The 24,223-nt window shown below is 30.2% G+C and carries 24 protein-coding genes; 1 reads left to right on the forward strand and 23 read right to left on the reverse strand.

All coding sequences use genetic code 11. From position 1 onward, the window contains the following. Window positions 1–88 precede the first annotated feature (88 nt). From tsf to L3B96_RS01280, 6 genes are all read right to left on the reverse strand, one after another. Entirely contained in the window at window positions 89–1,006 is a 918-nt protein-coding gene (gene tsf, locus L3B96_RS01255) for a translation elongation factor Ts (RefSeq protein ID WP_011968526.1), read from the reverse strand. A gap of 95 nt (window positions 1,007–1,101) precedes the next feature. Continuing rightward, on the reverse strand, window positions 1,102–1,803 hold the full coding sequence (gene rpsB / locus L3B96_RS01260; RefSeq protein WP_011968525.1) for a 30S ribosomal protein S2: 702 nt from the start codon (window positions 1,801–1,803) through the stop codon (window positions 1,102–1,104). 540 nt (window positions 1,804–2,343) lie between these two features. Then, the gene (gene codY, locus L3B96_RS01265) at window positions 2,344–3,120 is read right to left on the reverse strand and encodes a GTP-sensing pleiotropic transcriptional regulator CodY (RefSeq protein WP_011968524.1); all 777 of its coding nucleotides are present in this window, start codon (window positions 3,118–3,120) and stop codon (window positions 2,344–2,346) included. Window positions 3,121–3,328: 208 nt separating this feature from the next. Further along, window positions 3,329–5,422: a type I DNA topoisomerase gene (gene topA / locus L3B96_RS01270; protein ID WP_039772254.1), complete on the reverse strand. Its 2,094-nt coding sequence runs from the start codon at window positions 5,420–5,422 to the stop codon at window positions 3,329–3,331. Between the two features lie 46 nt (window positions 5,423–5,468). Further along, the gene (gene dprA / locus L3B96_RS01275; RefSeq protein ID WP_238858621.1) at window positions 5,469–6,524 is read right to left on the reverse strand and encodes a DNA-processing protein DprA; all 1,056 of its coding nucleotides are present in this window, start codon (window positions 6,522–6,524) and stop codon (window positions 5,469–5,471) included. A gap of 22 nt (window positions 6,525–6,546) precedes the next feature. After that, window positions 6,547–8,067, reverse strand: coding sequence for a YifB family Mg chelatase-like AAA ATPase (locus L3B96_RS01280; RefSeq protein WP_077305287.1), 1,521 nt, complete (start codon window positions 8,065–8,067; stop codon window positions 6,547–6,549). Window positions 8,068–8,228: 161 nt separating this feature from the next. Between L3B96_RS01280 and L3B96_RS01285 the strand changes: the two genes are divergently transcribed. Then, window positions 8,229–8,600 (forward strand): YraN family protein, encoded by a 372-nt coding sequence (locus L3B96_RS01285; RefSeq protein ID WP_238858622.1) that lies wholly within the window; start codon window positions 8,229–8,231, stop codon window positions 8,598–8,600. Window positions 8,601–8,791: 191 nt separating this feature from the next. Here L3B96_RS01285 and L3B96_RS01290 read toward each other — a convergent pair whose 3' ends face one another. The 17 genes from L3B96_RS01290 to rpmF form a co-directional block, all read right to left on the reverse strand. Beyond that, a complete protein-coding gene (locus L3B96_RS01290) occupies window positions 8,792–9,604 on the reverse strand; it encodes a ribonuclease HII (RefSeq protein WP_077305283.1) in 813 nt (270 codons plus the stop codon). Beyond that, window positions 9,591–10,454: a ribosome biogenesis GTPase YlqF gene (ylqF, locus tag L3B96_RS01295; protein WP_011968518.1), complete on the reverse strand. Its 864-nt coding sequence runs from the start codon at window positions 10,452–10,454 to the stop codon at window positions 9,591–9,593. The genes L3B96_RS01290 and ylqF overlap by 14 nt, the downstream gene beginning before the upstream one ends. Before the next feature lie 217 nt (window positions 10,455–10,671). Then, window positions 10,672–11,022, reverse strand: a complete 351-nt coding sequence (gene rplS / locus L3B96_RS01300) for a 50S ribosomal protein L19 (protein WP_011968517.1) — start codon at window positions 11,020–11,022, stop codon at window positions 10,672–10,674. A 116-nt stretch (window positions 11,023–11,138) separates the two neighbouring features. Then, window positions 11,139–11,858: a tRNA (guanosine(37)-N1)-methyltransferase TrmD gene (gene trmD, locus L3B96_RS01305; protein WP_238858623.1), complete on the reverse strand. Its 720-nt coding sequence runs from the start codon at window positions 11,856–11,858 to the stop codon at window positions 11,139–11,141. Beyond that, the gene (gene rimM / locus L3B96_RS01310; protein ID WP_077305279.1) at window positions 11,848–12,345 is read right to left on the reverse strand and encodes a ribosome maturation factor RimM; all 498 of its coding nucleotides are present in this window, start codon (window positions 12,343–12,345) and stop codon (window positions 11,848–11,850) included. Before rimM ends, trmD begins: the two co-directional genes overlap by 11 nt. Before the next feature lie 558 nt (window positions 12,346–12,903). Continuing rightward, entirely contained in the window at window positions 12,904–13,131 is a 228-nt protein-coding gene (locus L3B96_RS01315) for a KH domain-containing protein (RefSeq protein WP_011968514.1), read from the reverse strand. A 48-nt stretch (window positions 13,132–13,179) separates the two neighbouring features. Then, on the reverse strand, window positions 13,180–13,425 hold the full coding sequence (gene rpsP / locus L3B96_RS01320) for a 30S ribosomal protein S16 (RefSeq protein WP_008424801.1): 246 nt from the start codon (window positions 13,423–13,425) through the stop codon (window positions 13,180–13,182). A gap of 52 nt (window positions 13,426–13,477) precedes the next feature. Then, complete coding sequence (gene ffh, locus L3B96_RS01325) at window positions 13,478–14,830, reverse strand: signal recognition particle protein (protein WP_011968513.1); 1,353 nt, start codon at window positions 14,828–14,830, stop codon at window positions 13,478–13,480. Window positions 14,831–14,842: 12 nt separating this feature from the next. Further along, on the reverse strand, window positions 14,843–15,172 hold the full coding sequence (locus L3B96_RS01330) for a putative DNA-binding protein (protein WP_011968512.1): 330 nt from the start codon (window positions 15,170–15,172) through the stop codon (window positions 14,843–14,845). A 408-nt stretch (window positions 15,173–15,580) separates the two neighbouring features. Continuing rightward, entirely contained in the window at window positions 15,581–16,489 is a 909-nt protein-coding gene (gene ftsY / locus L3B96_RS01335) for a signal recognition particle-docking protein FtsY (RefSeq protein WP_077305277.1), read from the reverse strand. Window positions 16,490–16,627: 138 nt separating this feature from the next. Next, window positions 16,628–20,185: a chromosome segregation protein SMC gene (gene smc, locus L3B96_RS01340; protein ID WP_238858624.1), complete on the reverse strand. Its 3,558-nt coding sequence runs from the start codon at window positions 20,183–20,185 to the stop codon at window positions 16,628–16,630. 11 nt (window positions 20,186–20,196) lie between these two features. Next, on the reverse strand, window positions 20,197–20,295 hold the full coding sequence (locus L3B96_RS01345; RefSeq protein ID WP_023973329.1) for a hypothetical protein: 99 nt from the start codon (window positions 20,293–20,295) through the stop codon (window positions 20,197–20,199). A gap of 191 nt (window positions 20,296–20,486) precedes the next feature. Beyond that, a complete protein-coding gene (locus L3B96_RS01350; protein WP_238858625.1) occupies window positions 20,487–21,518 on the reverse strand; it encodes a radical SAM protein in 1,032 nt (343 codons plus the stop codon). Further along, complete coding sequence (gene rnc, locus L3B96_RS01355; protein WP_011968508.1) at window positions 21,511–22,209, reverse strand: ribonuclease III; 699 nt, start codon at window positions 22,207–22,209, stop codon at window positions 21,511–21,513. Before rnc ends, L3B96_RS01350 begins: the two co-directional genes overlap by 8 nt. 274 nt (window positions 22,210–22,483) lie before the next feature. Further along, on the reverse strand, window positions 22,484–22,714 hold the full coding sequence (gene acpP, locus L3B96_RS01360) for an acyl carrier protein (RefSeq protein ID WP_009169140.1): 231 nt from the start codon (window positions 22,712–22,714) through the stop codon (window positions 22,484–22,486). Between the two features lie 80 nt (window positions 22,715–22,794). Further along, window positions 22,795–23,796 (reverse strand): phosphate acyltransferase PlsX, encoded by a 1,002-nt coding sequence (gene plsX, locus L3B96_RS01365; protein WP_077305193.1) that lies wholly within the window; start codon window positions 23,794–23,796, stop codon window positions 22,795–22,797. Between the two features lie 242 nt (window positions 23,797–24,038). Next, the gene (gene rpmF / locus L3B96_RS01370; RefSeq protein WP_011968506.1) at window positions 24,039–24,221 is read right to left on the reverse strand and encodes a 50S ribosomal protein L32; all 183 of its coding nucleotides are present in this window, start codon (window positions 24,219–24,221) and stop codon (window positions 24,039–24,041) included. Window positions 24,222–24,223: the final 2 nt, after the last annotated feature.

Genomic DNA, 24,223 nt, shown 5'->3' on the forward strand with positions numbered 1-24,223 from the left:
TTTTAGGGATCAATAAAACCTTTTTAATAAGTATATGTACTTTATTTCTTAAAAAAAGAGAACACAAAGTGTTCTCTTTAGGTTCCAACTATTTACCGATTTGTCTTGCAACTTCTTCAGCAAAGTCTACCTTTTCAACTTCGATTCCTTCTCCTCTTTCGTATCTTACGAATCTAGTTATCTTAACTGGAGAACCAACCTCTTTAGATTTCTCTTCTAAGAATTTATTGATTGTCTTATCAGAATCTTTTACCCATGGTTGTTCTAAAAGACAAACTTCTTTAAAGTACTTTTGAATTCTTCCCATTACCATTTTTTCAACGATATTTTCTGGTTTTCCTTCATTTAAAGCTTGAACTCTATAGATTTCTTTTTCTTTTTCCATAGATGTTGCATCAACATCATCTTTACCTAAGAATAATGGGTTTGCTGCTGCAATTTGCATACAAACTTCTTTTGCAACTTCATCTAAAACTTCTGAAGCCTTATCACAAGAAACTTCTACTAAAACTCCAATTCTTCCACCACCATGAATATAGCTACTAACTATTCCATTATCAATAGCGAATTTAGTAAATCTTCTTACTGACATGTTTTCACCAAGTTTTGCTATTAAAGCTTTTAAACTTTCTGCTACTGTTGCTTCTCCATCAAACTTTTCTTCAAGAAGTTCTTCTACTGTTTTAACTGAAGTTTCAGCTACCATTTTAGCTAACTTATCAGCAAAACCAACAAATTCTTCGTTTAATGCAACAAAGTCTGTTTCACAGTTGAATTCAAGAACTGTTCCTGTTTTCTTATCATCTGAAATATATGTCTTAACTATACCTTCAGCAGCAACTCTACCTGACTTCTTAGCTGCATCTGCAAGTCCTTTTTCTCTTAAGAATTCAACAGCCTTTTCAATACTTCCTTCTGTTTCAACTAGAGCTTTCTTACAATCCATCATTTTAGCTCCAGTCATTTCTCTTAGTTCTTTAACTAATTGTGCACTTATATTTGCCATAAATTTAATTCCTCCTCTATATCGAAAGTAATCCTTAACACCTAATAAAAGGGCAGTTGGAGTGAACTCACTTACCCTTTTAAAGTTTATATAAACTACTCAGCTAATTGTTCGCCTTGTCTTCCTTCCATAATAGCATCAGCCATTTTAGCAGTTATTAATTTAACAGCTCTAATAGCATCGTCATTACCTGGGATTACGTAGTCAACTTCTTCTGGATCACAGTTAGTATCTACAATAGCAACAACTGGTATTCCTAAAATCTTAGCTTCTAAGATAGCATTTTTTTCTTTTCTTGGATCAACTATAAACATTGCTCCAACGTTTGATGCATCTAAGTTTCTGATACCACCAAGATTCTTTTCAAGTTTTTCCATTTCGCCTTTAAGCTTTATAACTTCTTTCTTAGGAAGAACGTCAAAAGTTCCATCTTCTTGCATTTTTTCAATTTGTTCTAATTTTCTTATTCTACCTCTGATAGTTGAGAAGTTTGTTAACATTCCACCTAACCATCTATTATTTACGAAATGCATGTTACTTCTGATAGCTTCTTCTTGTATTGCTTCTTGAGCTTGTTTCTTAGTTCCAACGAAAAGTATATCTTTTCCTTCTTCAGCTACTTGCTTAACGAAGTTATAAGCTTCTTCAGCTTTCTTAACTGTTTTTTGAAGGTCTATTATATAGATCCCGTTTCTTTCTGTGAAGATATATGGAGCCATTTTAGGATTCCATCTTCTTGTTTGGTGACCGAAGTGTACACCTGCTTCTAATAATTGTTTCATTGATATTACTGACATTTTGTTACCTCCTTGGTTTTTACCTCCACTATCTTCATCTTATAAATTTCCCTTAAAATAAGGGCACCAAATCTATAAATTGGATAGTGTGTGTATTTCTTACCTTAAGTAGTATATCATAAGGTATTTATGGTATCAACAAAAATTTTTCAATTTAACTTGCATAAATAAAAATATGCACATTATTTGTATTTAATAAAATTTTATTAATCATCTTAAAGTCTTCTCAAAATAGTTAAATCTTATACACAAATGGAATAAACTATATATTATTATTTGTATTATTGTGCTTCAAAATTTATTTTTTACTTTTCTTTAGAAGAAAATCTCTGAAGCTGTTAAGCAAGAGTTTTTTACGCTTCTACCTTTTCGAACACATCTAAGAGAAATATAGTTGGAGAATACGATTTATTTTTCATTCTTTTAGATACTCCCTTAGTTAATTACCCGTCCCAAAAATTGTTCACAGATTTTACCGAATTATAAATTCCAAAAGAATAAAAAAATAGCTATAGACCATTACTTGTCTATAGCTATCTATTATTTAATCTTTTTTAACTCATCTATTAGCTTTTCATTTAATATTCTAATATAAGTACCTTTCATTCCAAGTGATCTTGATTCAATCACTCCTGCGCTTTCAAATTTTCTAAGTGCATTTACTATAACGCTTCTAGTTATACCAACTTTATCCGCTATCTTTGAAGCCACTAAAAGTCCTTCATTTCCATTTAACTCATCAAAAATATGTTCAACTGCTTCCAATTCTGAGTACGAAAGAGTTCCTATAGCTAACTGAACTACTGCTTTTTTCCTAGTGTCTTCTGTTATTTCATCCTGCATAGCTCTAAGCATTTCCATACCTACAATTGTCGCACTATATTCTACTATAACTAAATCCTCATCAGTAAATGGATTACCGAATCTAGCTAAAATTAATGTTCCTAGTCTTTCTCTACTTCCTATAATAGGAACTATTGTTGATAGCTTATCTACCTTCTTGCACTTACCAATCTCTTGAAATACACATCTACCTTCATTAGGGAGATTAGATAATGTTTCATTAACTTCCAACAATGTCTTATTATAATCTTCTGGAAATTTTTTATCCTCTATTACTTTTTTCTTCATGGCTTCACATTCAAAATCTTTACCAAAAGTATATCCAAGTACTTTCCCCTTTTTGCTTATTATGTACACATTACATTCAAGAACTTCACTTAATAATGTACATATATCTTGAAATGCTACAGGTTCTGTACCAGATTTCTGCAGAATCTTATTTAACATTCTAGTTTTAGTTAATAATGATGACATATTATAATCCTCCTTGGCAGCTGTATAACAATATTATTTAGCAAAAGAATATTATTGTTAGAAAATTCTTAATTTATTGAATTTTTTTACAAGTTGCTACCAAGACTAGTTTATCATATAAAATCTTGCTTTTCAACACTCTTTTTATTAGATTCGACAAAATAATATCACTTATTTACTTATAAAGCTGTTTTCTTCGTATTTATTTCTACTCTTCTTTTGAGTTATCTTTTTTTACTTCCTCTTTATAATTACACTCACTATTTGAGCATTGTATATAGTTTCCTTTTGTTTTCGAATACTTTGCTACCATATAGGAATTACAATTAGGGCATTTTTCTTTTACTGGTTCATACCAACTTACAAATTTACATTCAGGGTAACCTAAGCACCCAAAGAATTTCTTTCCCTTTTTGCTCTTCTTAGCTACAATTGGTTTTCCACATTCAGGACATGGAACATCTAATTCCTCAACTATAGGTTTAGCATTCTTACACTCCGGATATCCAGGACATGCCAAAAATTCTCCAAACCTTCCTCTTTTAATAACCATCATACGACCGCATTTTTCACATTTTACATCGCTGACCTTATCTTCAATTACTACTTTAGATATTTCTTTTTCAGCCTTTTCAATAGCAACTTTTAGCGGACTAAAAAATTCCTCTACTATTTGAGTCCAATTCTCAGATCCTTCTTCTACATCATCAAGCTTTCTCTCCATATCTGCCGTAAAATCAACATCAACTATTTGCCTAAAATATTCACTTACAATATTATTTACTATTTCACCAAGTTCAGTTGGAATTAGATTCTTCTTTTCACGAATAACATAATTCCTTCCTAGAAGAGTTGAAATTGTTGGAACATAAGTACTAGGTCTGCCTATACCTTTTTCTTCTAATAATTTAACAAAAGATGCTTCAGTATACCTTGGCTGTGGTTGTGTAAAATGTTGTGTTCCATTTAGTGATTCCACTTTTAACTCTTCATTTTCCTTAAGCTCTGGTAATATTACAGAATTCTCATCTTCTTCATTTGAGTATTCATATATTTTCATAAAGCCATCAAAAGAGATTACTGAACCAGATGCTTTAAATTTATAGTCTCCATTTTCTATATCTATTGAGTGTGTATTTAATTCGCATGACGCCATTTGACTTGCAACAAATCTATTCCATATTAGAGAATACAATTTATATTGCTCTGGATTTAAATTTTCTTTAGCAATTTCAGGTGTAATCTCTACATAAGTAGGTCTTATCGCTTCATGAGCATCCTGAATATTTTTCTTACCTTTATATACTCTAGGAGCACCTGGAAGATACTCTTTTCCATAAGTACCTTCTATAAATTCTTTTGCGCTTTCTTGAGCCTCTTCTGAAATTCTTACCGAATCAGTTCTCATGTATGTTATCAATCCGACTGTACCATAATTTTTAACTTCAACACCTTCATAAAGAACTTGCGCAATCGACATGGTTCTTTTTGTCATGAAATTTAATTTTCTATTTGCATCCTGTTGAAGAGTACTTGTTGTAAAAGGTGGAAGCGGATTTCTATTTTTCTTACCTTTTTTTATACTTTTTACTACAAAGTTTCCCTTATTAAGCTCTTTTATAATTCCATTTGATGTTTCTTCATTTCCAATCTCAATCTTCTTTCCTTTATATGTTGATAGCCTAACTGGAAATTTCTTTTTTTCTTTTTTAAGTGTACAGTCTATTGACCAATATTCCTTTGGTATAAATTCATTTATTTCCTTTTCTCTGTCACAAATCAATTTTAAAGCAGCTGATTGTACTCTTCCTGCACTAAGTCCCCACTTTACATTTTTCCATAAAATCGGACTTATTTCATAACCAACAAGTCTATCTAATATTCTTCTTGCTTGTTGGGCATCAACTAAATCCAAGTCTATTTTTCTAGCTTGTTTTATAGAGGCTTTTACAGCTGTCTTTGTAACCTCATTAAATACAATTCTGCATGTTTCATCCTCTGAAATTTTTAATATATTGGCTAAATGCCACGAAATCGCTTCACCTTCTCTATCGGGGTCGGTTGCGAGATAAACCTTTTCTGCTTTTTTTGCAGCCTTTCTTAGTTTATCTATTAATTCTCCTTTTCCTCTAATAGTTATATACTTAGGAGTATAGTTATTTTCTATATCAACACCTAATGTACTCTTAGGTAAATCTCTTACGTGTCCCATTGATGCTTCTACAATATAATTCTTACCCAAATATTTGCCGATTGTTTTTGCTTTAGCCGGCGACTCAACAATTACAAGTTTTTGACCCATAGTATAACTCCATAAAATTTATGAAGTATTCACCCCCTACACATTTTTAAATTGTTTTCACATAGTAATTTCCCGGTAGACAAATAATTTCACTTTTTATTTGCATTTCAAATAATAATGCGTATAAAGCTCCTCTATCAACAGACGTATTTTTAAAAATATCATCTATGTGAATTGGTGAATCTGTAATTAACTCTAGTATTTCACTTTTCTCTGGTGTAAAATTCATTGGTTGAATTTCAATATGTTCTAAACTAAGTAAAACTCTTAAATCCTCTATATCAGTACATATACTAGCACCATCTCTAATCAGTTTGTTAGAGCCACTTGCTCCAGCATATAATATAGATCCTGGAACAGCAATAACTTTTTTCTCCTGCTGCTGCGCAAGTCTAGCTGTTATTAAAGATCCGCTTTTTTCTGAAGCTTCTATAACTATTACACCATCACTAAGACCACTAATTATTCTATTCCTTTTAGGAAAGTTTTCTCTTAATGGCGCTGTACCAAGTAAAAATTCTGAAATTACTACGCCTTTTTCTGCTATTTTAGAAAACAACATTTTATTTTCAGATGGATAAGCTCTATCTATTCCACATCCTAATACGCATATGTTATATCCATCATTCTCTAAAGCTGTTTTATGTGCAATTGAATCAATTCCTCTTGCACCTCCGCTTATAAGCGTTATATTATTAGTAATAAGCTCCTTTGTCAAGAGTTTTGTTACAGTTAGTCCATAATTTGAGCATTTTCTTGCCCCTACTACACCTATAGATTTATTATTTATAATGTCTATATTTCCAATATAAAAAAGGAAATAAGGAGGATTTAAAATCCCGCTCAATTTCTCTTTATATAAAGGATTAGAGTATGTTATATATCCTATATTTTTTTTATATAATGTTTCTTCTAATTTTAAAACTTCATAGTCTAAATCATCTTTTTGAAAATTTTTTAATTTTTTAGATATTGTTTCATTTTCTTTTAATATCTCCTCAAAATTATTATATACATTTTCTGCTGTTTTATATTTATTTATTAATTTTATTTTTTGAAAACTTGTTATATCAATAAGTATTAACCACAATTCATAATTCATTTATACACGTTCCCTTCTAAACCTATATAATTTCTCCATTAATATTTTTCCTATAACTAAAAGCTTCTAGAATATGAAACTCTAAAATATCCTTTTGATTATCTATATCTGCTATAGTTCTTGCCAATTTTATCACTTTTCCATATCCTCTTAATGATACACTTGATGTGTTATAATATTTTTTTAGAAGCTCCGAACATTTCTTACTAACCCTGCAAATTTCAAAGATATCCTTTCCCTTTATATCTGAATTATATTTATAAATGGTATCCTTAAATCTTAGTTTTTGTATCTCTCTAGCTCTAAGTACATTTTCTTTCATAGCTTTCGAATCGTATGAATCTTTTTTGTTTTCTATTTCATCATAATTGAGTCTAGGTACATAATTTAATATATCAATTCTATCTAGCAAAGCACTTGAAAATTTCTTAGAATATTTAGTAATTTTAGTATTTAAATAATATCTGCTATCATTAAAATCTTTATCATCATTGTTTTCTACTGGATTAAAAGCTCCAATTAGTAAAAAATCAGCAGGCATTTGATAGCTTCCACTTAGCCTATTAATATTCACATTTTTTTCTTCAAGAGGTTCTCTTAGAGATTCAAGAACATCCTTCTTAAACTCCAAAATTTCATCTAAAAATAGCACACCATTATGTGCAAGAGTTATTTCCCCTGGCCTTATTTCTTTTCCTCCCCCAATTAATGCTATTCTTGTAGTTGTATGATGTGGCGCTCTAAAAGGTCTGTTAAGACGAGAAATCCTTGTCATAAGACCACATGCACTATATATTTTGGCAATTTCTATTAATTCCTCTTGAGATAAAGATGGTAAAATTGAAATTAATGCTTTAGCAAGCATTGTTTTACCACATCCTGGCTCTCCATAAAGAATTATATTGTGTTTTCCCGCTGCTGCAATCTCTAATGCTCTTTTAGAAGAATACTGTCCTATAATATCTCCGTAATCTGGCGAATCTAATATTTCTTCATCTTTCCCATCTTCATCCATCTCATAAGGAAGCATATCTTCATATGTAATGTGCGAGACTACTTCTTTTAAACTTTTTAATGGGTAATATTCAACATTCTTAAAATAATAACTTTCTTCTAAGTTTTCATAAGGAAAGATAAATTTTCTAATTTCCTTCCTTGCTCCTTCAATTATTATAGGTATAGTACCCTTTACCCCTTTAAGCTCACCAAATAGAGATAATTCTCCGAATATAATATAATCCTCTAAATTCTTTCTGCAAATCTGATTTGATTCCATTAGTATACCAATCGCGATTGGTAAATCTAAAAGAGATCCAATTTTTCTCACATCCGCCGGGGCCAGATTAATAGTAATTCTACCTAATGGAAATTCAAATCCACAGTTTAATATTGCGGCTCTAACTCTTTCTTTTGCTTCTTTTACAGAAGTGTCTGGAAGGCCCACAATATTAAATACCGGTAAGCCTTTAGATATATCTACCTCTACTTTTATCAAAAAACCTTCTAATCCATTGTGCGTTGCACTAATTATTTTTACTGCCATATAAATCACCTACTAAAAATTATAGACATACATCCAAATATTAATTCCATAAAAATACATTTGTTATATTTATTTTTTAATTGTTAATAATTCAAAGATATAATAGCAATACAGTTAATAATTTTTAATATGTTTCAGTAAATAAAATTGGAAGTGATATAGTGAAAAAAATAAATAAAGATATAGGTAGTTTTAGCGAAGATTTAGCCAAGAAATATTTAGAAAAGAATGATTATAGTATTTTAGATTGTAATTTCAAAAACTTTTTAGGCGAAATTGATATTATATGCAAAAAGAATACTTTACTAATTATTGTGGAAGTTAAGAGTAGATATAATGATAATTATGGATTGCCAAGAGAATCTGTTAATTTTTCAAAACAAAGATCCATAATAAAAGTGGCTAATTCTTATATTAATTATAAAAGATTACCTAATATTAATGTTAGATTTGATGTCATTGAAGTTTATCTAAATTTAGAGAGTACAAATTTTAAAATAAACCACATAAAAGATGCCTTTAGACTCAACTAATTACTTAACTCACCTGAGTTTTTCTAACCCTTTTTGTATCCCCTTAATGTAGGATTATTGCTACAGCATATAAAATAAAAAAAATCTATAAGAATATTATTTATTTTAATATTCTTATAGACTTCAAATCAACTTCTTTATCTTAAACACATAAATACCATTCATATAAATTTCATTTGACCAAAACTTAATTACAATAATTTTGTTAAAAAACTATTTCTATGAATGTCGCTTTTTCCGTATTTTTTTAGAGCTTCTATATGTTTTGATGTGCCATATCCGACATTATTTTCAAAGTCATAATGAGGATATTTCTTAGCACACTCTTTCATAAGCTTATCTCTATACACTTTTGCCACAATTGACGCAGCAGCAATACTAGCACTTTTTGTATCACCCTTTATGACAGATTTATTCTCTATACCAATGTTCTTAATTAAATATCCATCAGATAATACTAAATCTGGTTTTATACTAAGTGCATTACAACTTTCTAAAAACACTTTATTATTTGCAAAAGCTATTCCTTTTTCATCAATTTCTTTATTAGAAGAAACTGCTATTTGATAACTTAATGCCTTTTCTTTTATAATTTCAGAAAGTTCTTCCCTTTTATGTTCTTTTACTTTTTTTGAATCATTTATATATAAGATTAAATCTTTTTCTAAAACATTTAAATCAAGAATAACACTACAAGCTACGATTGGACCTGCAAGAGGTCCTCTACCAACTTCATCTACACCAGCTATATATCGATAACTTCCAAATGATTTATCGAACTCATACATTGTTTTGACTCTTTTAACTTCATTTAAATATGATTCTAAATCTTTCTCAATCTTTTCCTTAAGTGATAATACATTTTTCCTTTTATCTTCTTCTAGCCAGTTTATAAGTTTTGTATGTTCATCATTTCTATATAAATCAACTATAGATAACTTATGTATTTCTTCCTTAATTTCCGCAAATGATAGTGATCTTATATCTTCATTAAACTGTATCATTTTCTTCTGCTGGGCGCTCCAATGTGATATTGCCCATTTTTCCTCCCCTGAATTCGTCAAGTAGTATAACAGCTATTCTATTATAGTCAATTTGTCCTCCAGAAATTAAAGTACCTCTTTTTTTGCCTATAGCATCTAATGTATCTAATGGATTTTCAAAAACTTCTTTAAGTTTATATCTTTCTTTTAATTTCTCTTCATAATTACTTTGTAATTTTTCAACAAGTTTCAAAGCTAATTCTTCTATATCCATTATTTCATCTTTTATAGCACCAGTAAAAGCTAAATTCAAAGCTGTTTCATCATCTTCAAATCTAGGCCATAACACTCCTGGGGTATCTAGCATTTCAATCCCAATTCCTGTTTTAATCCATTGTTTGCTCTTAGTAACTCCTGGCCTATCACCTGTTTTAGCTATATTATTTCTCGCCATTTTATTGATAAATGTAGATTTTCCTACGTTAGGTATTCCAACAACCATTACTCTCATTGTTATATTAACCATACCTTTTGCCTTTAATCTATCATGCTTTTCCTTAAGTAATGCTAATAATGTAGGCTTTATATTCTTAAGTCCATCACCTTTTAAACAATTAACCTCTAATACTTTAACATCATCTTTGGTTAAATAATTTATCCACTCTTTTGTAACTTTGCCATCGGTTAAATCACTCTTATTTAAAAGTATAATTCTTGGTTTTCCCTCTAACAATTTTTCAATATCAGGATTTGCAGAACTCCTTGGAATTCTAGCATCTCTTATTTCAATTACAGCATCTACTAATTTCAAGTTTTCTTTAATTTCTCTTTGGGTTTTTTTCATATGTCCCGGAAACCAATTAATTGCCATATGAATTCCTCCTTAAATTTATTTTTCAGTTCACAATGCACATTTCATACCATTTAAGGCACCCTGTAGCAAATCATAATAAAATCACTTAGACTTTTATTATTAGAAAACTCCTTGAATTTTCCATCCTTAATTATACACTGTACATTAATCACATATTAATATTAATTTTCTCATATAATAAAAAAAAGGACTGAAACAGTCCCCTTTTTAAATACTATCTAGTTAATAATTCTTTAACTTTAGCAGACTTACCAACTCTATCTCTTAAGTAGTAAAGTTTAGCTCTTCTAACTTTACCTTTTCTAGCGATTTCAATTTTGTCGATGATTGGTGCATTCATTGGGAATGTTCTTTCAACTCCAGTTCCGTAAGCAACTCTTCTTACAGTGAAAGTTTCTCTTAAACCACCATTTTGTTTTTTGATAACAGTACCTTCGAACATTTGAACTCTTTCTTTGTTACCTTCTTGAATCTTAACGTATACCTTTATAGTATCCCCGATAGCAAATTTAGGTAAGTCAGTTCTGATTTGTTCAGCTTCTATAGCTCTTATTATTTCGTTCATTGTGCATTCCCTCCTTAACGATAATTTGACGTTCTTAACACATATGTATGACAGCGGAACGCCCGTACTAGCACAAATTTAATATTATCACATAATGTTTTATATTTCAACAAAAATTATTTATTATTTTTATTTTTTAATATTTTAATATCTTCTTTGGTTAATGTAATTTTCTTATATAAATCAGATCTAATCTTCTTTGTTACCTCAAGAGACTTAAGTCTTCTCCATTTTCTTATATTTTCATGATGCCCAGATAACAGAATTTCAGGCACCTTATCTCCTTCAAACTCTTCTGGTCTAGTGTACTGGGGATATTCTAAAAGTCCATTATAAAATGACTCTTCCATAAAACTCTCTTCTTTTCCCAAAACACCTGGAATTAATCTTAATATACAATCAATGACCGGAATTGCAGCCATCTCTCCGCCAGTCAACACAAAATCTCCAAGTGAGATTTCCATATCTATATGTTTATAAACTCTTTCATCTATTCCTTCATAATGTCCACATAAAAATATAAGTCCTTCTTCCTTAGAAAGCTCTTTAGCAATATCTTGGTTGAAAGTTTTTCCTCTCGGCCCCAAGAAAACAACCTTCCCCTTATTACTTAACTTTGCATCCCTTATAGTATCAACTATAGGCTGAGGCGCCATAACCATTCCAGCACCGCCACCATAAGGATAATCATCAACTTTTTTATGTTTGTTTAACGTATAATCTCTTATGTTTAGCGTTTCTAAATCTACTATGTTGTTTTCTCTTGCTCTTCCTATTATACTATGATCGAAAATAGAAAACATTTCTGGAAATAATGTTAATATGCTAATCTTCATCTTGCCATTCACCTACTGGCTTAATAATGATTTTTTTCAAGTCTATATCTATATCTAGAACTATATCTCTAAGAACTGGTATTAATAGTTCCTTAGGTTCCTTAATCCAATATACATCATTGTTAGGAGTACTTATTACATCGAAAATTCTTCCAATTTCTTTTTCATTAGTATCATATACAGTACATTCTTTTAAATCAGAAACATAATATGTGTCAGGTGGAAGTTCCGGCTCATTTTCGCGTGGTATTTCAATATATTTTTGTTTATAAGTCTCAGCATCATTCATAGAGTCTATACCTTCAATTTTTAGTATCACTCTATCTTTTTGAAATTTAACTCCTAATATTTTCTTTTCCTCTCCACCTACTAAAACAGTTTCTAGACGTTTAAATTTATTCACATCTTCTGTTAGAGGATAGACTTTAACTTCGCCTTTAATTCCATGTGTATTTATAATCTGACCAATTTTAAATAAATTTCCCACTCTTTTCACCTCATTTTAAGCATAAGAAGAATAATGGCATAAAATAACTTAGAGACGCGTATGACGAAAAATAGACCAGCATACTGACTTGTTGTTATTTTTAATAGTATCTTATACTGAAATCCATTATTTTTTTTGATTATGCCCTATATAAATTATTATATACTTTTTTCTTTGAACTCATTATTAAAGATATTAAATTGCCTATATGATCTTAGTTTCACTTAACAAGTTCCGAATTGTTAATCGCACTCTTCTCATATACGTGTGCTTTTTCATATACGAATTAATCTTAATTGTGCTGACGCGCATTTTTATAGGCGAAATGTTCGCGGCTGCGCTAACGCATCTTTTTTACAGTTAAATTATCTTAGTTGCGTTTACACACTTTTTTATAAGCGAAATGTTCTCAATTGCGCTAACGCGCATCTTTTACAGCAAATGATCTTGGTTGCGCTAACGCGCTTTTTTTATAGGCGAAATGTTCTCAATTGCGCTTACGCGCTTTTTTCTAATGTGTATATTTAAAAAGAGTTAGGTTTCCCTAACTCTCAATTTTTAGATGATTTCTACTATAACTCGTTTATTCTGTTTAACTGCTGCAGCTTTTATAACTGTTCTTATAGCTTTCGCAATTCTTCCTTGCTTACCTATAATCTTACCCATATCTTCTGGTGCAACTTTTAATTCAAGTATTATGGATTGTTCTCCATCTACCTCATTAACAGTAACTGCATCTGGGTTATCAACAAGGGATTTAGCCATAAATTCAACTAATTCCTTCATAAACGCCTACAATTAGTATGTACTAACTGCAGAATTCACCTCCAAAAATTACTTAGTAAGACCTGCATTATTGAAAAGTCTCTTAACTACTTCTGTTGGTTGTGCTCCATTAGATAACCATTCATTAGCTTTTTCTTCGTTGATTTTAACTTCAACTGGTTCAGTTAATGGATTATAGTATCCAATTTCATCGATGAACTTACCATCTCTTGGTGCTCTTGAATCTGCAACAATTATTCTATAGAAAGGAGCTTTCTTAGCACCCATTCTTCTTAATCTGATTTTTACTGCCATTTTAATTTCACCTCCTTTAAAGGATAATAAATATATATTTTAACTCTAATGCTTAGAAAGGTAACTTGCCAAATAGGCCGCCTTTCTTTGCCTGCTTCTGGAATGACTTCATTTGCTTCATGTTCTTTTTCATCATTTCATAGCCCTTCATGAGTTTGTTAACTTCTTGTATATTAGTACCTGATCCTTTAGCTATTCTGCTTTTTCTTGATGGAGATTTTAGTATAAGACTTGGATTTCTTCTTTCTTTTAATGTCATTGATTGAATAATCGCCTTAGTCTTATCAAGAGCCTCAGTCCCCTTATCAAAGTCAACTCCTTGAAGTTCCTTTGAATTTAAGCCAGGTATCATTTCCATAATCTTATTTAAAGGTCCAAGTTTTTTCATCTGTTCCATTGCCATTAGATAATCCTCAAAGTTAAATTCTTGATTTAACATTCTCTTACCTAAATCAGCTGCTTCCTTTTCATCAATGGCTTCCTGAGCTTTTTCAATAAGCGATAATACATCACCCATTCCTAAAATTCTTGATGCCATTCTATCAGGATGGAACACTTCAAAATCATTCATTTTTTCGCCAACACCGGCATATTTGATTGGCTTATCAATTATAGTCTTAATTGACAGTGCAGCTCCACCTCTAGTATCACCATCTAGTTTTGTTAAAATAACTCCACTTAAATCTAAATCATTATTAAAGTTTTCTGCAACATTGACAGCATCTTGACCTGTCATAGCATCAACAACTAATAATATTTCTGACGGGTTTACATTATCTTTTATATTTTTTAGTTCCTGCATTAATTCTTCATCAATGTGAAGTCTACCTGCAGTATCTATGATAACTACATTATTTCCATTATCTTTTGCATGAGTGATTGCATTCTTTGCAATTTCAACAGGGCTTACTTTATCTCCCATCGAAAATACTGGAATTTCGATTTGTTTTCCTACAACTTCTAATTGCTTTATAGCTGCTGGTCTATAAATATCGCAAGCTACTAATAATGGCTTTTTATTATTTTTTCTAAGGTTTAGCGCAAGTTTACCACACATAGTAGTTTTACCTGCTCCTTGTAATCCAACTAACATTATAACTGTAAGTCCTGAACTACTATAATTAAGTTTACTTTCAGTTCCACCCATAAGATTAGTAAGTTCTTCATTAACTATCTTTATTACATGTTGTCCTGGTGTTAGACTTTCAAGAACTTCACTTCCAACACATTTAGAACTAACAGAAGAAATAAATTGTTTAACAACTTTATAGTTAACATCTGCTTCTAGTAAGGCAAGCTTTACTTCTCTCATGGCTTCTTTTATATCTTTTTCAGTCAACTTTCCTTTACCTTTTAATTTTCTAAAAGTCTCCTGTAATTTTTCACCTAATCCTTCGAAAGCCATGTTTACTCCTCCTTATAAATTTTCTAGCTTTTCTTTATATTTTATAATATCCTCATCATCTATGGAATATTTATTTTTTAAGTGTTCTAAAAAATTCATAATTTCCTTTTTTCTATTTATACTCTTTTGAAGTAAGTTAAGTTTACTTTCATAGGAGAGAAGTTGTTTATAACATCTTTTGATTAAATCATGAATAGCCTGACGACTCGTTTGATTAAGCTCAGCTATTTCAGCTAACGATAAATCATCATTATAATACCACTGCATAATTTCACTTTGCTTTTCTGTTAATAACGGACCATAAAAATCCATAAGTAACGAAATCTCAACTCTATCTTCCATTTAATCACCTTACCCACAAAAGAGATTTTAACAGGATTATTTCAAAGTGTCAAGTATTTTTACTTAACACTTTTATTTTTTTACACCAAGGCTCTATATCTCAAGTTTCTTGATGCAATTAATGACTTTTAAATTATTTATATTTTATATACTCATAACCAAAAACCTTGAACTCCTGATGTTTCCAATAAATATTTACATATTTTCATATGTAAATTTAAAAATATGAATCTTTAAAACTATTTTTATATAAATCTATGTACCTTTAAAAATGTGTTTATAGAAATATATTTTCATATAAATATTCAAACATAGTTTAATTTTTATATATTTTTCTAGAAATATTTTTAAGGCACATGAAAGAAAATAATAGACCAAACATATTGGCCTATTATTTCTTATCTAACCCTATATTAATGCTTCAGCAAATCCTTCTGCATCAAATTTTTGAAGATCATCAATGCCTTCTCCAACTCCTATGTATCTAACAGGAATATTTAAGCTTTGCTTTATAGATAAAACAACACCACCTTTTGCTGTTCCATCTAATTTAGTTAATATTATCCCATCTATAGGACAAGCTTCCATGAACTGCTTTGCTTGAATAACAGCATTTTGACCTGTTGTTGCATCTAAAACTAGTAACGTTTCTTTTCTATAGCCTTGCAATTCCCTATCAATTATTCTGTTTATCTTTTCAAGCTCATTCATTAAGTTCTTTTTATTATGAAGCCTTCCAGCCGTATCACATATTAATAGATCAACATTTCTAGCCTTTGACGCTTCTATTGCATCGAAAACAACCGCGGCCGGATCCGATCCTTCCTGATGTTTGACTATATCAACTTCAGCTCTAGAACTCCATACTTCAAGCTGATCAATAGCAGCAGCTCTGAATGTATCAGCTGCAGCCAGTAATACTTTTTTTCCTTCTTGTTTATTCTTTGCTGCAAGTTTTCCTATAGATGTAGTTTTACCAACACCATTTACCCCAATTATAAGCATTACTTTCTTTTCTTTTTCGTCATCTTCATATGTACCTTCAAGTAATATATCTCTAATTACTTCCTTTAATGCCGGTTTTACTTCTTGAGGATCGTTTATTTTTTCTTTTCTGATTTTCCCCCTTAATCTTTCTATAATATCTACTGTTGTGTCCATACCGATATCAGACATGATTAATATTTCTTCTAATTCCTCATATAAATCCTCATCTATAGTTACTGCCAAATTTAAGGCCTCATTTATCTTATCGGTCAATCCATCTCTTGTCTTTGCTAATCCCTCTTTTAGTTTATTAAATAAATTTCCAAACAAATTCATTTCCTCCTAATTAAAATTTTCTACTCAAGTGAAACTTGATTTAAGATAAGTCATCTCATCTTAAATCTTAGTCTAACTAATCCAGAAGCTTGCAGCCGTTACCTCTCACTAAAAGTAGGAGGTTTACGGATGCTAGCTATCGGAAAAGTCTACTGAAACTACCTTTGATACACCTTTTTCTTCCATTGTTACTCCATATATAATATCACTTACCTCCATAGTTCCCTTTCTATGAGTTATAATTATAAATTGAGTATTTTTAGAAAACATTTTTAGGAACTCTGCATACCTATATACATTTGCATCATCTAAAGCCGCTTCTATTTCATCCAATATACAGAAAGGCGTTGGTTTCATCTTTAAAATTGCAAAAAGTAAGGCTATTGCAGATAGAACCTTCTCTCCACCAGACATCAGATTAATATTTTGAAGTTTTTTTCCTGGCGGCTCTACATTTATGTCAATATTGGCTGTAAGCTCATCACCTTCACCTAAAATAAGTTCAGCGCTTCCACCTTTAAACAAATCTTTAAAAGTTTTATCAAAATTATAATTCAATATTTTGAAGTTTTCTTTAAATAAACTTTTCATTTCATTAGTCATTTCTTCAATAACGGCATTTAATTCCCTTTTGGCATTTTCTAAATCCTCTGCCTGAGTAGACATAAACTCATACTTTTCTTTAATTTCTTCGTACTCTTCTATTGCTGCTAAATTTACTACTCCAAGTTTTGTTATCTTTCCTTTAGTAACAAAAATTTCTTGTTTCAAAGCTTCCTCATCAACTACTGGCTCACATTTATCTAATGCCTCTGCATAAGTTAATTCTAACTCTTCATTAAGTTTCTTATAAACATGCTCCCTATCATTTTCTTTCTTAGCTTTAATTACTTCTCGCTTATTAACTTCCATTTCTTTTAAGCTTACTTCATCCAAAATACCGCTTATTACATTATCTTTTTCTTTAAATTCTTGCTTTAACTTTTCTTTTAATATCTCATCATCTTTAAAGTTTACTTCTAAATTGCTGATATTAATATTATTTTCTTCAATATTCTTATTCTTAGCCTTTATATCTAAATTTAAACTTTCAATATTTTTTTTATTTTCCTCATTTTCATTATTTAAAAGTTCATTTTTAATCTCTAAATCCTTAATTTCTTTTTCTATTCTTAAAAATTCATTCTTTTTATTTTCTATTGCCTCATCCAACTTAGCCTTACTGATTTTCATTTCTGTAAGCTTAGTATCGCTATCGTTAACTTCTTGAACTTTGATTTTCATTAACTGTTCCAGTTCTATACTTTTGCTCTTGTTAGCTGTATTTTCACTTTCAATCACCTGAACTTCAGATTCTTTAGCTCTAATCTTTTCTAATATAGCTTCTCTTTCACCTGCTATTCTTTTTATTTCTTCTTTAGCAGTTTCTAGATTTCTCTTTAACTTATCCGTATCAGACTGTAACCCTTTAATCTCACTTTCCTTTTTTGTAAGTTCAATATTTTTCTCATGAACTTCATCCCTTTTATTCAGCATATCCTCATCTAGGTCTTGTATTTCTTTCTTGATATCTTGAACTAGTATTTTCAATTCCTCATATTTCTCTTTTTTATTGCTTATATCTAATACTAATTCTTCAATTTCTCTTTTTCTACCTAGAACATTTGAATTTTTCCCCTTTATGCTACCACCTGTTAACGCTCCCCCTGGATTTATGATTTCTCCATCCAAAGTAACGATTCTATAATTATATTTTCCGATTCTTGCGATATTAAGAGCGCAGTCCATATCACTACAGATTATTGTTCTTCCTAGAGAATAATCCATTATATTTTTATACTCTTTATCATAAGATATTATGTCACTTGCAATCCCAATATATCCATTAGCTTCAGTTATACTTCTATCTAATTCTAACTTCTTTCCTTTTATAATATTTAAAGGTAAAAATGTCGCTCTTCCTAGACTATTTTTTTTCAAATATCCTATAAGAACTTTTGCTATTTCTTCATTTTTTGTTATAACATTTGAAATCGCAGCACCTAAAGCTATTTCTATAGCAACTTCATACTTTTTACCTACAGTGAAAATTTCACCTAAGACTTTAGTATCATTTGCAGCCGTAATTCTTTCCCTATGAATTGATTCCATTAAAGATTTTACTGACCTGTTATATCCCTCATAATGCTTTTCCAAGTTTTCTAGCATTGATCTATTTGCATCAAGTTTTGTTAAAGTCCCACTTAATTCTCTAAGTTCATTTTCTTTTTTAGTTAAATTTGCTGATAGAAAACCTATTTTTTTCTTATGCTCTACTATTTGCATATTTAGCAATTTTATATTGTCTTTATTCTTTTCAATTTCATTGGTTAGGTCTTTATAAGTCGCTAAATTAATAACAATATTATTTTCTAGAAAAGATATAGACGAATTTAGGGTTTCTTTTTTCTCTTCTCTTAGCGAGAGATCTTTATTTAGCATAGTAATCTCATTCTTCATATCCGAGTTACTTCTTAAAAGTTCAAATTCACCTTCTCTTAGAGATTTTATTTCTTCATCTATACTTTTAAGTTCCTTAGAACTTTTTATATTGTTTTCTTCTAAATTTACTATATCTTCTTCTCTTAATCTTTGTTCCTTTAGTCTTTCACTCAATTCGCTTTCTAATAACTTCTTGTTTTCATTAAGCTGATTTACCTTAACTAAAATATCATCCAGCTCATAATTATTCCTATTGATCTTTTCTTCAAAGCTCTTAATTCTTTCTTTATAAAGTTCTATACTTTTTTCATCTTCACTAACAGTTTCTTTTAAGCTATAATATTTCTCTTTTTCTTCTAAATTCTTCTTTTCTAGCTTTTCTATTTTTATCTCTAGTTCTTTAAGTTGTGACTTATAACTAGATACTTCTTTACGCTTATCTTCAATTTCTTTAATTTTTAAATTCAAATCTTCATTGAACCCTTTTAATTCTTCTTCCATTTTGTCTATGGTATGTACTATAAGTGATACTTCTTTTTTCTTCAAATTATTAGATAAGTCAGTAAATTCTAATGCTTTCTCTCTTTCAATCCTTAGGGGTTCTATTCTCTCTTCGTAAGTTGACAAAATATCATTTATTCTAACTAAATTTTCATCTGTATTGCTTAACTTTTTCTCTGCTTCTTCTTTTCTATTTTTAAACTTTACAATACCTGCAGCTTCCTCTAAGAGATTTCTTCTATCTTCCGGCTTACCACTTAATATAGCTTCAATCTTACCTTGTCCAATTAGTGAGTAACCTTCCTTACCAATTCCTGTATCCATAAAAAGATTTATTACGTCTTTTAGCCTGCACTTTGAATTATTTATTAAATATTCCGATTCTCCTGATCTAAATATTCTTCTTGATACAACTACCTCGTTATATTCTGTCGCGAGCTTTTCATCACTATTATCAAGGGTTAGTGAAACCTGAGCAAGGCCCACTGGCTTTCTAAACTGCGTTCCTGCAAATATTACATCTTCCATTTTTCCGCCTCTTAGAACCTTAACGCTCTGTTCTCCGAGCACCCATCTTACCGCATCCGAAATATTACTCTTTCCACTTCCGTTAGGTCCTACAACAGCTGTAACGCCTTGTTTAAATTTTAATTCTGTTTTATCAGCAAAAGATTTAAATCCTCGTATTTCTAGAGATTTTAAAAACATGTGTCCTCTCCTTAAAAAGAAAATATACTAGGTAATAATGTTACAATAAAGATTACTACAATAAAAATAGTCATTGCAATTATCATTTTTTCTCTAGTCTTTTTTTTCATATCAAACAACTCCTTATTATAATTTAGTTTATAGTAAAGCTTATTAAATATCAATAATTCACACAAAAGAAAATGTTAAGGCATATGAAAGACAAAAACAGGATTGGCAGATGGACTTGTTATTTTTTTGATTATGCCTAAGTTAGATTCATGAACATAATTAACATTTTAAAAGCGAGAGTCTCCTCTCGCTAGTATGCTATTTCTAACTTTCTATTTTTCAAACAAAGTTTTATATGACCTCTTTCAATATCATCATCTTGTTTCACATCAACAATCTTACCATTATCTTTAAGCCTGTTAAAATATAATTTTTTATTAGCATAAAGCTTACTTACATCTTTTGAGTTAATATAAATTACTCCATTTTTTTCATCCGTCATATTTTCTAAAATAATATCTGATAGTAAACTGCCCTCAACTAATTCTCTAAATGATGGATGAAAAGGACCTGCCACTATATCTTTCCCTTCATTTATACTTTCTGTCGGCTGAAGACCAATTCTTATTACATTGATGTTATGCTTCTTATACATATCATACATAGCCTTACTTATGTTAACTGCATCTTCAAGAGAATACGGAATGTACTCGTTATTAATATACATTCTTTCCATCGGAGTATCTTTTATAACTAAAGACGGATATATTCTACAAATATCTGGATTCATCTTAATTGACTCTCTAGTTGTTTGTATATCTCTTTCAAAAGTATCTCCAGGTAGTCCCGGCATTATTTGATGACCTAATATAAATTTATATTCTTTTATTAATTTAGATGCATTTATGACATCCAGAACACTATGTCCTCTACCAGCTTTTTTTAATACCTCTTCATCCAGTGATTGAACTCCAAGTTCTATTATGTCGACTCCATACTCTTTAAGATATGTAAGTATATAATCATTGATGTAATCTGGTCTTGTAGAAAGTCTTATTTTATCTATGAGACCTTTTTCTTTAAACTCCTTAGCCACTTTTAGGAGTTCTCTTTGTTTTTCTTCTCTAATACCTGTGAATGTACCACCAAAAAATGAAATTTCAATAGTTGCATTTTTATTCTTTATAGTTTCTAAATAATCATTTATTGTGCCAATTACCGAACTCGCCGTAACCTCTTCATCATCAACACCTGTTATTCTATCCTGATTACAGAATACGCAATTATGCGGACATCCTTCATGAGGTACAAATATCGGTATTATATAATAATTTTTACTCATGCTTACCTTCCAATATATCTAATGCCTGTTTAGCCGCATTTTGTTCTGCTTCTTTTTTACTATAGCCTGAACCTTCACCCATTAATTTTTTATCTATTACTACATTTGTAAAGAATTTTCTTCTGTGAGGTGGTCCTTCAAATTTCGTAAGCTCATATTGAATTACTACTTCTCCATCTTTTTGAAGAAGCTCTTGAAGCTTTGTCTTGAAATCTAATACAATTTCATTATTTATTGCTTTATTTATTATCTCTTCAAAATGAAGCAATATAAAATCTCTTACAAAACCAATGCCTTTGTCTAAATAAACAGCAGCAATGATTGCCTCAACAGCATCTGCTTGTATTGAAATCCTTTCTCTTCCGCCTGTAATTTCTTCACCTTTACTCATTCTAATATAAGATCCTAAGTTTATCTTTTTTGCAATTTCGTAAAGAGAATTTTCACAAACTATCAAACTTCTTATTTTTGTCAGCTCACCTTCTGTTTTATGTTTGTAATTATTAAAAAGGTATTCTGTAATACAAAGCTGCAATACTGAGTCTCCTAGAAATTCAAGCCTTTCATTATACTCCGCATCCTTGAATTGATTTCCAAAAGAGCTATGAGTAAGAGCTGTTTTTAGTAATGTGTGGTTATTAAAAAAAACCCCTAAATTTTCTTCTATTTCTTTAAGTGTATATCTATTCATGTATTCCACTCCTTGAAGTTTATTCTTCAACTTGCTAACTTATTGCTATATACTTCCCATAACAAATTCAAGAATAAACTATTAATTTGATATTTTAGTTACTATAATGATTTTTCTTCCTAAATTCCAACTAAAAACATCGTTATCATAGACAGTAACATTTGTACGCCAATATATTACTAAAGTACATTTCTCACTAAAATCTATTTTAAAATGATTTTAAATTTAGTTCTCACTTTGTAAAATATAAAATCCCGCAAGATGCGGGATTATTTTATTCTTCGTGATGAGCTTTTACGTAATTGACAACATCTCCAACTGTTTTGAAGTTTTCAACGTCTTCGTCAGGTATTTCCATATCTAGTTCATCTTCTAGAGCCATTATAAGCTCAACTATATCTAATGAGTCCGCATTTAAATCTTCAATAAATGATGCTTCCATAACAACGCTTTCTACATCGATACTTAATTTATCAGCAATAATTGCTTGGATCTTTTCAAACATTTGTTTCACCTCCCAAGTTCTACATTTAGATAATATTATATATTGTTTAAATCGTCAATATTAGTTTCAATATATTTTAACTAATTTTCCGAAGAAAATTCATTTCTTATATCTTTTAATACATTATTATCATAGAAAATTTTAGTTTGTTTAATGGAATTCTTAAACGCTCTTGCATCAGAACTGCCATGAGCTTTTATACAAATCCCATCAACCCCTAAGAACGGAGCTCCACCATATTCCTTATAATCAAACTTTTTCATTATATTTTTTAGCACAGGTTTTAGCAGAACCACCCCTATTTTAGATATAACCGACGATTTAAGCACCTCATCTTTAATTATACCTAATATACTCGAAGCCGATCCTTCATACATCTTCAAAGCTGTATTCCCCACAAAACCATCACTTACTAAAATATTAGTGTCACCAGTAGGTATTTCTCTTGGCTCTATATTCCCTTTGAAGTTTATGGAACTTTCTTCCTTCAAAAGCTTAAAAGCAGCTTTTGTAAGTTCATTTCCTTTTTCTTCTTCTTCTCCAATATTTATAAGTCCTATAGTCGGATTTTTAACGTTGAAAACCTTTTGATAATATATTTTTCCCATCTTTGCAAATTGTACCAAAAATGAAGGTTTGCAATCTACATTAGCACCAACATCTACTATCATAAACTTTCCACGTCTCCCCGGCATTATAGGCGCAAGAGCGGGCCTTTCTATTCCTTTAATTCTGCCTATTATCAACGTACACCCAGCTAGAAATGCACCTGTACTGCCTCCTGATACAACAGCATCACAAATACCTTCCTTAACTAGGTTTAAAGCCTTAACTATACTTGAATCTTTCTTCTTTCGCAAAGCCATAACAGGATGCTCATTAGGTGAAATTACTTCCTTTGCATCTACCACAATAACTTTTTCCTTGGGATAAGTATATTTAGCTAATTCTATATTTAGAACCTCTTCTGGACCTGTAATATATAATTGGATATCATCATATGCCTTAAGAGCTTGAATAGCACCGTCTATTACTGCTACAGGTGCATTATCTCCCCCCATGCCATCTATAGCTATTTTCATCTGAATACCTCCCTTCTTCCACTTTAATTATAAATAAATTAATTTAATTAATAAATAGAATATTTTCTTTTTTAGATAAAGATTATTTAACTTATACTTATGTGATAGTAAACCCAAAGTAGAAACATCGTTATTTCTCAGAACCATGAAAATTTCGCTAAGAAGTTTTAAGTATAAATCTAATAGTACAACATATATATATATTTCTTTATATAAGAAAAGAAAGTCATAAAGACTTTCTTTTATTTTTCAGAAGCTACAACTTCCTTACCTTTATAATAACCACAATTTTTACATACTCTATGAGCAAGTTTCATTTCGTGGCATTGTGGACATTCAACTATCCCAGGTAAACTAGCTTTAAAAGTTTGAGCTCTTCTTGCTTTTACTTTAGCTTTTCCTGATTTTCTTGCTGGACAACCCATTC

The organism is Clostridium sp. YIM B02569 (assembly GCF_022320765.1).
Classification (GTDB): domain Bacteria; phylum Bacillota; class Clostridia; order Clostridiales; family Clostridiaceae; genus Clostridium; species Clostridium beijerinckii.